Origin of the sequence: Acinetobacter sp. WC-743, from assembly GCF_000335555.1 — a bacterium.
Taxonomy (GTDB): Bacteria; Pseudomonadota; Gammaproteobacteria; order Pseudomonadales; family Moraxellaceae; genus Acinetobacter; species Acinetobacter bereziniae.
In genome coordinates this window covers 1-13,099 of sequence record NZ_AMFQ01000061.1, presented here as the reverse complement: position 1 = coordinate 13,099, position 13,099 = coordinate 1, and the positions used below count along the sequence as shown (strand labels likewise).

General features: G+C 38.9%; 15 protein-coding genes. All 15 read right to left on the bottom strand.

Annotated elements, in window-relative coordinates:
* Positions 1-6 precede the first annotated feature (6 nt).
* On the bottom strand, positions 7-1,296 hold the full coding sequence (locus ACINWC743_RS07900; protein WP_009585040.1) for a DUF4043 family protein: 1,290 nt from the start codon (positions 1,294-1,296) through the stop codon (positions 7-9).
* 21 nt (positions 1,297-1,317) lie between these two features.
* Positions 1,318-2,322: a hypothetical protein gene (locus tag ACINWC743_RS07895; protein WP_009585070.1), complete on the bottom strand. Its 1,005-nt coding sequence runs from the start codon at positions 2,320-2,322 to the stop codon at positions 1,318-1,320.
* A gap of 146 nt (positions 2,323-2,468) precedes the next feature.
* Positions 2,469-2,795, bottom strand: coding sequence for a hypothetical protein (locus ACINWC743_RS07890; RefSeq protein ID WP_009585046.1), 327 nt, complete (start codon positions 2,793-2,795; stop codon positions 2,469-2,471).
* Complete coding sequence (locus ACINWC743_RS07885; RefSeq protein WP_009585045.1) at positions 2,788-3,651, bottom strand: hypothetical protein; 864 nt, start codon at positions 3,649-3,651, stop codon at positions 2,788-2,790. The genes ACINWC743_RS07890 and ACINWC743_RS07885 overlap by 8 nt, the downstream gene beginning before the upstream one ends.
* Positions 3,652-3,709: 58 nt before the next feature.
* Positions 3,710-5,998, bottom strand: coding sequence for a hypothetical protein (locus tag ACINWC743_RS07880; RefSeq protein ID WP_009585072.1), 2,289 nt, complete (start codon positions 5,996-5,998; stop codon positions 3,710-3,712).
* A gap of 11 nt (positions 5,999-6,009) precedes the next feature.
* On the bottom strand, positions 6,010-7,677 hold the full coding sequence (locus ACINWC743_RS07875; protein ID WP_009585043.1) for a Terminase-like family protein: 1,668 nt from the start codon (positions 7,675-7,677) through the stop codon (positions 6,010-6,012).
* Positions 7,678-7,765: 88 nt separating this feature from the next.
* Positions 7,766-8,431 (bottom strand): hypothetical protein, encoded by a 666-nt coding sequence (locus ACINWC743_RS07870; protein WP_009585026.1) that lies wholly within the window; start codon positions 8,429-8,431, stop codon positions 7,766-7,768.
* Positions 8,432-8,498: 67 nt separating this feature from the next.
* Positions 8,499-8,885: a hypothetical protein gene (locus ACINWC743_RS07865; protein WP_009585023.1), complete on the bottom strand. Its 387-nt coding sequence runs from the start codon at positions 8,883-8,885 to the stop codon at positions 8,499-8,501.
* The gene (locus ACINWC743_RS07860) at positions 8,882-9,361 is read right to left on the bottom strand and encodes a type IV toxin-antitoxin system AbiEi family antitoxin domain-containing protein (RefSeq protein ID WP_009585062.1); all 480 of its coding nucleotides are present in this window, start codon (positions 9,359-9,361) and stop codon (positions 8,882-8,884) included. The genes ACINWC743_RS07865 and ACINWC743_RS07860 overlap by 4 nt, the downstream gene beginning before the upstream one ends.
* A gap of 29 nt (positions 9,362-9,390) precedes the next feature.
* On the bottom strand, positions 9,391-9,780 hold the full coding sequence (locus tag ACINWC743_RS07855; RefSeq protein WP_009585020.1) for a DUF1064 domain-containing protein: 390 nt from the start codon (positions 9,778-9,780) through the stop codon (positions 9,391-9,393).
* Positions 9,777-10,355: a hypothetical protein gene (locus tag ACINWC743_RS07850; protein ID WP_009585022.1), complete on the bottom strand. Its 579-nt coding sequence runs from the start codon at positions 10,353-10,355 to the stop codon at positions 9,777-9,779. The genes ACINWC743_RS07855 and ACINWC743_RS07850 overlap by 4 nt, the downstream gene beginning before the upstream one ends.
* Positions 10,348-11,316, bottom strand: a complete 969-nt coding sequence (locus tag ACINWC743_RS07845) for a helix-turn-helix domain-containing protein (RefSeq protein ID WP_009585048.1) — start codon at positions 11,314-11,316, stop codon at positions 10,348-10,350. The genes ACINWC743_RS07850 and ACINWC743_RS07845 overlap by 8 nt, the downstream gene beginning before the upstream one ends.
* The gene (locus tag ACINWC743_RS07840; RefSeq protein WP_009585055.1) at positions 11,313-11,996 is read right to left on the bottom strand and encodes a hypothetical protein; all 684 of its coding nucleotides are present in this window, start codon (positions 11,994-11,996) and stop codon (positions 11,313-11,315) included. The genes ACINWC743_RS07845 and ACINWC743_RS07840 overlap by 4 nt, the downstream gene beginning before the upstream one ends.
* Before the next feature lie 10 nt (positions 11,997-12,006).
* On the bottom strand, positions 12,007-12,312 hold the full coding sequence (locus ACINWC743_RS07835) for a hypothetical protein (RefSeq protein ID WP_009585029.1): 306 nt from the start codon (positions 12,310-12,312) through the stop codon (positions 12,007-12,009).
* Positions 12,309-13,099: DNA cytosine methyltransferase (locus tag ACINWC743_RS07830; RefSeq protein ID WP_009585042.1), on the bottom strand; the 791-nt coding region annotated here is incomplete at its 5' end. The genes ACINWC743_RS07835 and ACINWC743_RS07830, both read right to left, overlap by 4 nt.

The following is a 13,099-nucleotide window of genomic DNA, read 5'->3' as shown; positions in this document are numbered from 1 at the left end:
TTACATTTACAAGCCACGACCAAAGATCGGAACGGCTGTATCAACTACGGTTACACCATAGTCTGTGAATTCTTGACGCTCACCTGTGTTCACATCAAAGCGAATTTTAGATACACCACGAACTGCACCAATAAGAAGTTCCCACTTATCGCCATGATCTAAATCTTTTTCAGACCAGAAGAATGGTGCGCCTGAATGTTCAGATGAAGCCATTGCTTCAGCTAATGCCTGTCCACCTAAGATGATTGAACGGTCAACAGCAAACTTTTCGCCAAAACTTGCTGGAACAATTGCACTAGATTCAACCTCTGAATCATACGCAGCACAGTATTTAATTGTGTCACCTGCATAGAAGCGAATAGGGCGTGGCATTTTGCGGATAATAAAGTTGTTCCACAAGCCAACATCACCAGTAAACAATGGATGTTGTTTTGCTTGGCTTGCCCGTGCCCATGCAGCAGATTGGAATGTTCTAAAACCAGGTTGTGATGCAAATTTGTTGTATTGATCTGGTGAAACCAACCACACACGAATTGGTGAATCATCAGCATTTGAATCGCCTTCAAATTTACAAATTGGTGGTGGTAAAGCAATCGTATCTAAAACAGATTTCATTGAATCCACAGCATCCATCGTAAATAGATCACCAGTTTCAATTTGCACTTCATCAGAAGTTTGTTTAAATAGCTGAACGCCTGAACCATCAACAAGGAAATGGCGGTTTTTAGTAGGAGCTTTAACACGGTTAACCATGATTTCTTTAAAATCAGGATGACTATCTGTTGGAACAGCCCACTCGATATTGTCATGGAAACCACGTGCACCAGCCATATGAACCAAAGTAGCTTGATCACAATAACGATCCATCAAACTTTGAGCGACTGGACGACCAAGTTTACGTAAATCTGCAGGACTTCGGATTTGTGACATCACATTACCTAGATCCACTGGGAAACGCGCTTGGTTTACACGTAATCGATCTTCATTCAAGGACATTCCCACACCACGACCTTCGGCATGAGCACTACCCATAATTGGATATGCACCAACAGGATTAAGTAAATGAAAAGTTACTTCATCACCTCGACCTTTACCTAAGTCTTGGACTCGAACAATTGGCATATGTTGAGTAGTTTGTTTACGCAAAGTTGCATCAGCACCAGCTTCACCCTTTGGCATTTTTCCTGCCAATAAATTGATGGTGCTGTTACGTTGCATATGAGTAGCGAACAAGCCAACGGCTTGTGTCACCATATTTGTTTTATCGCCATAAGCAGCATTGGTTTTATTCGTCATGTCGACTCTCCACAATTTAAATTACACACGACGATTCAGATATTGCTCACGCTGTTCTGGAGTCCAATCCGACATTTCTTCGATCATTTGCGCAGGTGTCATATTGGCAATGCGTTCATCACGAGAAACACCAGCAGGCGAACCAGCGGGCAAATCTGAAAGGCTATGTGGTACTTGTGTTTGAGCGTTTTTTACAGCTTCTTGCGCTGCTGCTTTAACCGCATCGGGTTTTGCAGCTTGTTCAGTTGATTGATTTGCAGTTTTGTACAATCCTAAAAGTTCGACGACTTGTGAAGCCGTACCGCCATTTAAGACTGATTGATAAGCACTTTGCGTAATACCTGGTTGAGCACTCAACCAATCATTAAATTCTTTTGATTCAACGATAGATTCAGCGTCAGGGTGTGCCGTGAAGATTTCAGTGAAATGTGCTTGTTCAGCACTTAAAGCCTGTTGCTGTTGAAATGGAGCCAATGCCTCTTTGAGACGTTGATCTACCATCGCAGAAACACGCATATCTACGACTTTTTGAATACCTTCCGCTAAAGCTTTTTCACTGAAATCACCAAAGATTGCAGGATCTACACCTTCATCTATGGCTTTCTGAGCTATAGCTACTTGGTTATCTTGGGTTGTAGGATTTTCACCATTATCAATACGTTGTTGTGCATCAGTTTGAAGTTTCGCAAGTTCAGATTGTGCATCTTCATACTTTTGCTTCCATTCCTGTTCACCTTTCCGTGCATTAGCAAGGCGTTCAAATGGAATCGTGTGCTTACCATCTTTTGCAAGAACCACCGCATTTTCATCATTCAACTGACTTTCATCAGGTTCCTGTTGTGCTGTAGGTTCAGTTTTTGGTGTATTGGCTTGTTCCTGTTCTTGGGTAGTTGCTGGCTGACTACCATTTTCCGCATTTGCGGTATCGCCATCTAACGCCTGCTCTAAAAGCTGCGCTGCAAGTTCAGGGGGAAGTTTCCCACCATTATCTTCAATCAACTGTTGTTGTTGCTCTGTAATATCCATGTCTTTCCTACTACTTATCGCTGTAGCCGCCAAGGTCGAATGGCTAGAGTTTTCTAGCGTTTAGCTGCTGATTGCTCAACATGAGGAAAGTTTCAGGGATTTAAGTAGAGTGGCGTTAGCCTTACAGGGGGGTAATAAAAAACCACTCAATTGAGTGGTTTAATATTTGCTTTTGGATGCCATCCAACGTACAGCCATTTTTTTAGCTTTGGCACCCACTCATAAACATTCCCTTTTTCATTTTGTTTAATGAAAAGTGGACCAGCAAAATGAGTGGCATCAAGTGGAACTCCTGTCATCAAGTCCAGTAATGTTTCACCTGTGCGATTTTTACCAGCAATATCGTCAAAGTATCCTTGCGAGTACCACTTGCCATCTTCCCAACAATAAACATCACAAAGTGCCTTTGTTTTAATCGCATCATTTAACTTATTGATACCGCCAAACTTGCTTATAATTTCTGTTTTATACATTTTGCACCTCTGCTTCTGTAGGTACAGAATCTAATTCTGTGTGATTATCTTTATTCTCAATAAGCGATAATATGTGATCGACAAATAATATTAATGAAATTACTTTTAAACAATTCCTTTTATCAGCATATTCTAAAAATTCTATATGCCCATGTAATATGCCATGCCTATTTAATTTATTAATCGAATTATTCATATCAAGATTTTTAGTATTTTCACCAATGAATGAGTTACTAGCATTCGCAATGACTTCTTGATAGTATGAAATTAATTCCTGATTTTCACCTAATAGTTTGTTTTCTAGTGCTTTTTTTAAATATATTGGAAATTTATCAAGTTTTATTTTTTCTTCAATACTTAATCCTTTTATTTCAGGTTTAGACACGCTGTTTTTAGTGTTTGTGAAAAATGGAGATAATCCATATTCAACACTCAAACCATCCAATTGACTTAAAAATAAAGGGATAGCTGCAATGTATCTTTCTTCATCAAACAACTTGAATGCTTCATCAAATATATGCTTTCTATGTGGATAAGATTCAATAATTAATAGTTTAACATCATCAAGATTATCTATTAAACATCTTTCCATATAACTATCGACTGTTTCTCCTTCATAAGCAGGTGTCTTAAAAGTTAAATAAGAAGGAAACCACCCATACTGACTCATTTCAATATACATCTTTTTTTGATCTTGACTATATGAGTAAAATTTTTGAATGATTTCACCAAATTGATGGAGACCAGACATTAGTTTACTTGCAAGTAACTTAACTTCATCTCTTTGAAGAAGATCAGAAATATTCTGAGCAACAGCCCTAAAATTTTTGATAAATTGATCAAGATCATTACTCATTTTTTTAGTCCTTTCTTTCCATTTCACAGATATATAGTAACTCAATTTATTGATTATATTATGCTAAATTATCACTTGTACGAACTGTTTCTATTCCCTGCATTGGTGAACTTCCTTCTTGCGGTACTGGTGGACTCATTGGACTGGTATTTTGTTGTACCTCTGCCAATCCTTCACTTCCTAACTGTGCACCTTTACCTTCTATGTATGGTGACCGTAAATCACGTGCTGCTGTTTGTTCTGCGGTTGGGTAATTAGGGTCATCACCCATTGGATTAGGACTTTGATACCCTGCAGATTGCATAATTACATCAGCAATAGGCGCAATCTGTGGCATCTGTGCAACTTGTGCTGCACTTTGCATAGCGCTATATGATGATTGAACACCAGTTTGAACAGTTTTAGCATCAGTATTTCTAATGCGACTGACCATTTCTTTTTCTTTAAGCTCAAGTTCACGTAATTTAATATCATTGCCAGCTTGAGCCAATGCCTGTTTAACAGCTTCTTGAATACGTTGTTCGATTTGTTCAGGTGTCTGTGCCTGAGTAGCTTGGCGAATCGATTCAATAATATCTTTCTTAAATGGAATATCTGTTAAAGCCATTACATATGGCAATACAGCTGTTTGAATTTCAGCAGATAATGACTTGGTAATCTCAGATAATGCATTTAGTTGTTGTTCTCGGAATGTTGTAGAACTTGGTACATCATCAAGTACTACTTTCAAGCGAATACGTTGCACATCATTAGATACATATGGATAACCCATTTCATCAACTTCGGGTTTGTTGATTACGACAGTACGATCTTCACGAATCGCATCACCTTCAATAATCACAGTTTGCTCGCGTGTTCCCATATCTTCAACAATCATTGAAAGAAGCATTTCACCTATCAATGTTCTGGCTTCTCTAAAATTATCCATGATCTTCATTAGGGTCTGATTGGATTGCTCGATCTGCAGCTGCTCTTGTTTACCCGAAGTCGCATTACCCTTTTTACCTTGAAAACCACTCGTAATATTACTGACTCGTTCAATTGCTGCACGGTTATCATTAATCAATTGAAAATGTTGTTGTGATAATTCAAAGTCACGCTTCACTTCAAAACGTGACCCTTGTTTAGCCATATGGTTTGCATTTAATACTATATCAGCATCCGGACGCGCAACTTGGCGACGAAGCTGCTCATCTGTCATATCAACTGCACCTTTGGTACGTTCAACTCGTGTAACGCTCATCCCCCAACGTAATTTAGAAATGCCTGAGTTTATACTGTCTTGGCTGAACTTCATTCGGCGTACAAAGCCATAAGGAATATTGGTATTGTCCTCACGAGCACCCCAGAAAGGTACATAAGGGAAATAATGATGTGAATATGGAGTTGGTCCATCAAATAGCAAATGAGGTCCTAACCAATACGAACGCCTTACCTTTGATATATTTGCAAGTTCAACGCGTGCCAATCCTTGAAAAATGGCAATGTCGTGATTCATATTTGAAGAATCATATTCAACTACACGACCATCGGAGAATTTTAAAACTGGTACACGCACCCAACGTCGATACCAAACCTCTGCAACATTGATTTCTTTGGAAGTTGGGTTATACCAATACTGTTCACTGATTGTGTATGAACGAGCATCAAGCCAAGCATTTTTTAGACCTGTACTTTCTCCACCATCCATAACACCTGCTTCTTGCCACCATGAGCCGCCATAGCGACCTACTGTTTGAATAAGCTCTGCATGTTGAGGGAATGCATTTATTAATCGTTTTGGGTGAATCCAGCGAGTACGACGTAACCATCGCGCATCACTTAAATCATTTTCAACAGATTTCATATCCCAATGGATTTCATTTCGATGTACTTTGATACAGCGATATGGGAATTTAAATGGATCCTGTTCACGTTTAACTTCAACCCATCCTAATCCACAACCGATTTGAGGACGGAAAGCATCACTACATGCTTTATCAGCTTTGGATAAACGTTCAGCTTGATTCAATTTAAAATTTAAAGCATCTGCTACATCATCACTGCCTGTATCACCATTGGCTTTTACACGCCAATCGGTGCGTGTTTGCAACTCGAAACCCTCAACCGATTGCAGTGCGGGACCTATCATGTCCTCGACCGCCGGCGGAATACCAATCTGTTTCATACGATTGAGTAATTCAGTTTCAAGCTGATTACCATCTGCGTAATCCATTTCCTTATCTGCGGTATGACGCCAGTAAGGTTGTTCCTCAATTTCATACATAATTTCAGTGAGTTCATCGAGCGTTAAAGCATCATCATCAAGATTAGCTTGCTCAATCTCAGTAGTATCATGATCAAACATATTTAAAATCCTTACATTCGCCAATCTGTTGGTGGTGCTTCTCTATAGCTTGATTGCTGTTCATGAATATTTGTACTTGAATTATCACTGGTACGACTAGACGTATAGACGTAATCACCAAGCAACCCTGCTTCTTTCGCCTGTGAACATTGTCTTAGTGCATCTGCCCCTTCTGAACAACCATTAGATTTATCTGGTTGATCAATATACATATTGGCTTGGTGATTAAATTTTTTCTTATAGCCTTCTATTCGCTCAATACCTAATTTGCAGCGTTCTTCATCAAACCAAGCATTCTTTAGAAGCCTGCGTGTTTGCTGAATACCTGTTGTGAGCAATGTAATACGAGGAATGACCACAAATTCATGACCTGGTAATAATTCCTCAAGCATTTCTAATACTGACTTGTTGTAATCACCAAGTCGTCTATGAGCCGCATCATGTGGTAAAAAATGAGTGTGATAGAGATATGGTTTATCTTTAATAAGTTTTGCGTAATGACGTAAGTCTTTAAAATGATCTTCTTCGTAATCAATGAAGCGATCTTGCTGATTCATCATTTGATGGAACCAAATCGCACAACCATCGTGGTTGCCAATATCCCAAAACGTACAAGTTGGAACATCCAACACTTCTATCTGAGCGATGCCACCGCGTTTACGTAGCTCAAGCATGTCATTTGCATAGTAATTCCCTTCCGTAGACACTTGGAAAGCTTCATCTGGGAATGACGGATACTCTTGCCACATTAAAGCTTGGTCGCCAGATAAATCGTTATCACGTGTCGATACATACCAAGCACGTTGATCTGGATCAATCTTGATCTTTTTACCTAAATTTTTAGATACAACGATTTCAATATGATCAAAAATATTATGATCTTTTTTCGATATAACCACTTCTGAAGAATCAATACGGTACTTAGGTTCTTCCCACCAACCATAAAAATGCAGCCTAAAGTCTTTTGGTGTGAGTTTTTTACGTGATGCAAAGTTCTTCTGTGCAATCTGAACCTTGTCAAAGAAGTCACCACCACGACCTTCAGCTGTAGATTCAATGACACAGATACCTGTTGTTGGAACTGCTGGTAATGAACCTGTACGAACTTCTTTTGCTTTACCAGGTGACTGAGCACAAATCTTGCCGTATTCAGAAATAAGTAAGCGGTGCATGGTACCGCCACGGAATGATGTTGCAACGGAGATTTTAGAGCCGTTATGAGCGAACTCCATCTCAGTACCATTATTTGTTTTGAGCGGAAAGCGCTCTAAAATTTCAGGCGGTAAGTTGTCGTACGCAAATTTAATCTTATCGCTAAAGATGTCACTTACAGTCTCAAGGTTTTGTGCAATAACACCGCAATGTTGATTTGCATTAAATAAAGCGTGATCAAGCCACAATATACAAATCAGTGTTGTGAAACCTAACTGGCGTGCTTTTAAAATGATATTGCGGTACCACAACCGATTTAGAAATTTTTTCTGTGCATCATTTGGTTTAAAAGGCAATTCATATGTAGGAGCTTCTTCGACTTGCCCGAACTCATTTACAAAATCATCACCCTTAATTTTGATCTTATACAAACAGCCACTAAAAATACGCCAAATTGGATCAGCAAGGCAGCGTTCTAATTCTTCCTTGTTCATTGGTAATGGCTGTAAATCAGTGTTATATATCAATTTTCACTCCATTTTGCACAATATTTGTGCAATTTTGAAGCGTGTACGCGCTTGAAATTAAATTGATGTGGGTGATTAGTCGTTCCATTCACGTAGACTCTCCATATTCTGGATCATCGGCAATTGGCTTAAATGCAGAACTGTTTCCTGTACTAATTCTTTCGAGTAATGAAGTTAATGCGTCTGCCGGTTTATTGTTTTCATCATCAAGTCCGAATGCTTGACGTTCTAATCCAATTAATGTTTTGAGTGTGTCGCTTAAATCCTTCATTGACTTAACACGACCGGGCATTGAAATAACTTTTTGATAAATATCGTTTAGGGTGTCTTTCCCTTTGTCATCAGGACACCACATCAAGTCACCGAGTCTAATTAGTAAATCAACATGATCTTCACCAACCATTTGCTCTAATTCATCAAAAAGACTCATGGCAATTCGTCTAGAACGTTGAATATCCTTGCGATGCGCTAAACGTACTGACGCTACTTCATTGGCATTAGCATCAATTGTTTCTTTTTCTGAAATGGTTGTTTTCGTGCGCACATTGCTGCGCACACTCTCTTTGCGCACAATGTCATCTGCTTTAGCTTTGATTTTTTCAGATAGATCACGAACCCATTCGTATTGCTTTGCTCTACGTCTAATGCCTGATTCTGCAATATCATGCTCACCTGCAATCTGGCGTAGAGACTTAATGCCTGCTCGATAATCGAGTTCGATCTTTTCCCAATCAATTACTTTTTTTTCAGCCATGATCACCAAACCTCATATTGGTTTAATGATCATGTATATATGTGGGGAGGTCTAACCTTATAGGGGGTTACCAGCGAATTGGTTTTTCTAATATATTTCCATTTTTTTGTTTTAATCCGCACCATTCACAGCATTCAATTTTCCATGAATCTGCTTCACTGTATTTTTTTAACGCTGGAGGAGTATTATTTTTTATTACAAAACGATCATAGGTAATGAACTTATGAGGACATGAACCTTCAAAACGACCTCCATGTTTAATTTCATCTGCTGTTGCATCTCTAAATGTGCGCTTATAACCATAGAACCATGTTGTAGTTTTAGTATTATAACGTCGAACCTCTACATCAATTTCATCCGTTTTAAATTCGCTTGGCCATTGACGTTCTACAGTCCAGAGACCTGTATCTTTTGAGTTAAAAATAGATACAACTTTTTTACCAATCAGATTCATAACAATTCACCTTGCTTGCCTGTATCCAATAAATCTCCTACCTGCTTTGATAATTTACGCACATGAGAGGAAACTTCACTTTGTATAATTGCCATATGATGCCCAAGCTCAATATTGCTGTATTGCATTGCTTCGCCAATCAATAAGTTGCCCAAGTTTCTTGCCTCACGCGGTGTCAGTGTCAAAACATCCGTATTAACGCTGCCAATTTCAATACTAACTGTTCCATCAGGCAAAATAGTCTTAGACATTAAACGCGCTGTACGATGTTTAATTGCTGGTACAAATACACCGCGCTGTACTCTTATAATCTGTCCAGTGTCTACCAAATATGAAAGTCTGTCATCAATAATTGATAATTTTAGATTTGTAAGATCAGCCAGTGTTGTTCGAGTAACAATCTGTTCTTGAGAATGTAGATCCTCTATTGCTTCTAAAACAATTTGAGCGTTTGTACGTAAATCATCAGACTTCATAGTCATAGCCTTACTCCATATTCCTACAATTAAACTTCAACAACATCGATATTGTGAATCATCTTCATCAGCTTACGTTTGATGATGTAATCTGGTGTTTTATGACCTTTGGCATCTTCACAAACAAACTGCCCTTCACTGGTCCAATAAACAAAATCAGCCACATAATCAGTTCCACGTACTTTCACACCACATATTTTTTGTGCTGGTATCAGCTTGTATCGAACCTGTGTCTGTAAATCTTTTATCTGTCCTGCTCTTTGAAGGGCGATAAGATCATTCAAGCGACGAAACTCATGTTTTGAATCAGCTACTTTTTCACCATCAATTATTACTTTTTGATTGCCATACTTTGGCTGTTTGGGTTTATTGTCACGTTGATGCAGAAGTCTTTTAATTTGATTTGGTGATAAATTCATGCTCTACCTGCCTTTGAACTTTTATTGATACCTTTCATCTGAGCCATCAATTCAGGTGGACAGGTGGTTGTTCTTCTAACATCGTCTTTTGGTGCTTTTAATGCCCCAACGGGATCAGTAAATGACTGAACATCTCCCATCAATTTCGCATTTGAAACAATACGGACGTACATATCCTTGAATGCTTTTGACTGTGATTCGGCACGTGGATTTAATTCATCAAAACCTTTCTTAAACTCTTTAAGTGTCTTTAAAACATGTCTGCTGATTGAAATAGTTTGACCAGATTTCTCGTATGCCAATGCTTGTTGCCATGCTTCATTTTCAGTAAGCCAATGTGAACCTTGTAAACACCAGATCTTGAAATCCTGTACACATGGTGGCCATGGTTCTTGAAGCATTCGGTTGTACCCATTTTCAATTTGCTGCGATGTTAATCCTGAAAAATCCTCAATCATTGCTTGTTCAAGATCAGCTTCTTCAACTGCTGCCCATTGATCTGTAAATTTCTTACCGTATCGAATACGCATTTTGTCAATTAAGCGACGAGCTTCATCAAGGGTGAACTCACGCATGACCCACCTCCTCAATCAGAAAGTTCTTTGGGGGTTCAGGTACCACATCAATGATTGATGATTCCTGTTGTTGTTCTTCACGGACTTTTTGACCATAACGTAACCAACGATTTACATTTTCCTGTTTTGTTTGGTATGCCGATGGTGTTTGGATAGGTTTATTTCGTCCTGATTGCTCAGTGACGTTACTTTTCGCCTTTCGGTTGATAAGTTTATGCTTGTTGTTGTTTATCCATGTCAGAAACGCTACAGCCCACTTCTGTGCTGTCTTGAATGATTGCTTGCCGTAATCATTCGATGATGCAAACCAGTTGCCAAACTCATCAAACAAGTTTTCAAGATCATGTTGATCAAGATCAGGATGTCTTGGTTTAGACAATTCGATGAAATCAGATTTCAAAGTTGGATATTTTTGATCAAGTTCAATTACTGAGATTTTGGCAAGATCAAAATTGTGGTATTGCACAAACTGAACTGTTGGTTGTGAATTTTTTTCGTCGTGCGTATTACTACTACGTTCTATTGGTTGTTCTATTGGTTGTTCTTGGTAGTTAGTATGACCCTGCGTCACTGCTTTTTGCACCAGAGTCACTGGTTGTTGCGTGAGAGTCACTGCTTCGCTGTCGTCAGAGTCACTGGTATTGTCACCAGAGTCACTGCTTTCATTGTCAGAGCTATGACCCTGCGTCACTGCTTTTGTGAGATTTTCCATATCAAAACGGTAATAAGATCGACGACCATTTGAACGATCTACAACCAATATTCCTAAACTTTCGATGTGTTTAATGTGTAATCCCACTGCCCGATTTGATAATCCAGTGTCATCCATGAGCGTTTGAATGGACGGATAACATTCACCAGTTTCATAATCAGCGTAAGTAGCCAACGTGATTGCCACTAACTTGGTGGTAGGTGGCATAGAGATTTGACGTACAGCTTTAACAAAGTTGAAATTACTCATGCAGGATTACCTCTCAATGTAGGCAATCCATCCACTAAAGATTTTAAGTTTCGATCATGCATAATTACATGCAATTCGTGTTTAAGCTTTTGATTCTCTAGAAGTGTTTTGGAATACTCTCTTTTCTGATAAAGCAATTGTTCAGGATCATCTATACGGGCCAAAGCCATCGTTAAAAGATTTAATTCGTTTTGGATATTTCGCTCATTAAATGCCAACGTTTTAAAATTTTCTTTAATCATATGATGATCAAAGTGGCTTTTATATTTTTTGGACCACTCACAATAATATTTGATCTTAGGTGCGGATAACACACCAGCAATAACTTTACAGGTACCCTTTGGACTGACGTAAATTAATCCCCATTTTTCAGGCAATTCATCAATTTTAATTAAATCAGTAGGACAGATGTAGTAACGATACTTCCCCATACCAGTCTCAGGATTTATACGATGTGGTTTATTTCTATCAGCCAAAAAATCAGACCGACTTATTTTAGCTTCCAATAGGAAAGTACCCACGCCATGACTATGTATTCCTCCATGGCGTATACCAAACACATCTGGATTCTCACCATAACAAGCTGCTTCAACTACCGTGAAATGACATCCGTGCCCATTTGCAGATTCAGGTCGTTTTAGAAACTTCGCACCTATTTCACATAACTCACGATGATTCATAAATTCCACCTCACCACAAATCTTCGCTGCATACCCCAAGGCGAGAAAACTTCATCTCACCAAGGGCTATCAGTTCAAGTTGATTTGCACAAAATTCCAACTGACCACATTCAACCGCATGTAAAAATGCTTGTGGACGTGTATAGAACTTTCCATTTTCACAATAGAAACCCTGATGTGCAGATTTCCCCCATTGATTTTGAATATCTGGTACCAAACCAAGTGACAGAATGATATTGGTACAATCTGCATGACGATTAGGTTTTGGTAGAGCGACCATAAGATCGCCAGCTTTTACAGCAACTCCGATAATCATGCTGCCACCTCACAATATTGCTGAATACGACGACCAATCCAGTGCATCACAGTAACCGCCATTGAATTTCCAAGGGCTTTATAACGTTGTGTAGCTGATGCTTTAGGAATGTTTGTATAGTTGTCGGAAAAACCCTGTAGTCGTTCACATTCGATCTCAGTTAAGTAACGTGCAATGTATTGATATACGACACTTGATGGCACAATCCCTCCGCCTCCGCTAGCACGCAGCGTTCCGTTTATTTGTTTTGAAATTTTTGGGGTGGTATCAGCAATCATTGAGTACGCTTGTTCACACAAGACATTTTCTTGACCATTGTTTCTGCCTAAACAATGAGCTGTTTTATAATTAAAAATTGGATCTTGGGTTCCATGAATGACATAATTTTTTTGTTTCATTCCAGAACTTGCTGTCAATGCTCCCGCTATTTTTCCTTGTCCAGAAATTAATCTCACTTCATCTCTTGAATTTTGCTGAAAACATACAACACCATGTCTATCAGCCGTGGTAAGCGTTGGTGCTTGTTCTTCTTTAAAACCTATGCCTTGTCCACCCGAATTTAATGATCTACCTATAATATTTCCTTGAATACCGTAGGAATGAATAACATATCCTCGATCACTTCCACCTAATAAAGTTGGTGCTTTTTCTACAGTAATAGCTGAGTTTGCGTTAGTTCCTCCAACACCAATCGCATGTTTTATATAGTAATCACCACAAAACGCCTCTTGATTGCCTAACCATTTTTTCTGGCCATGTGATGCAAGCAATGGAGGAACTATTGTTT

Bases quoted from the DNA above. Each gene is read 5' to 3' on its own strand.
- ACINWC743_RS07850 (WP_009585022.1), bottom strand. From the start codon at position 10,355: ATGCGTGAGTTCACCCTTGATGAAGCTCGTCGCTTAATTGACAAAATG.
- ACINWC743_RS07840 (WP_009585055.1), bottom strand. From the start codon at position 11,996: ATGAATCATCGTGAGTTATGTGAAATAGGTGCGAAGTTTCTAAAACGA.
- ACINWC743_RS07890 (WP_009585046.1), bottom strand. From the start codon at position 2,795: ATGTATAAAACAGAAATTATAAGCAAGTTTGGCGGTATCAATAAGTTA.
- ACINWC743_RS07835 (WP_009585029.1), bottom strand. From the start codon at position 12,312: ATGATTATCGGAGTTGCTGTAAAAGCTGGCGATCTTATGGTCGCTCTA.
- ACINWC743_RS07860 (WP_009585062.1), bottom strand. From the start codon at position 9,361: ATGAAGTCTGATGATTTACGTACAAACGCTCAAATTGTTTTAGAAGCA.
- ACINWC743_RS07855 (WP_009585020.1), bottom strand. From the start codon at position 9,780: ATGAATTTATCACCAAATCAAATTAAAAGACTTCTGCATCAACGTGAC.
- ACINWC743_RS07865 (WP_009585023.1), bottom strand. From the start codon at position 8,885: ATGAATCTGATTGGTAAAAAAGTTGTATCTATTTTTAACTCAAAAGAT.
- ACINWC743_RS07880 (WP_009585072.1), bottom strand. From the start codon at position 5,998: ATGTTTGATCATGATACTACTGAGATTGAGCAAGCTAATCTTGATGAT.
- ACINWC743_RS07895 (WP_009585070.1), bottom strand. From the start codon at position 2,322: ATGGATATTACAGAGCAACAACAACAGTTGATTGAAGATAATGGTGGG.
- ACINWC743_RS07870 (WP_009585026.1), bottom strand. From the start codon at position 8,431: ATGGCTGAAAAAAAAGTAATTGATTGGGAAAAGATCGAACTCGATTAT.
- ACINWC743_RS07845 (WP_009585048.1), bottom strand. From the start codon at position 11,316: ATGAGTAATTTCAACTTTGTTAAAGCTGTACGTCAAATCTCTATGCCA.
- ACINWC743_RS07900 (WP_009585040.1), bottom strand. From the start codon at position 1,296: ATGACGAATAAAACCAATGCTGCTTATGGCGATAAAACAAATATGGTG.
- ACINWC743_RS07885 (WP_009585045.1), bottom strand. From the start codon at position 3,651: ATGAGTAATGATCTTGATCAATTTATCAAAAATTTTAGGGCTGTTGCT.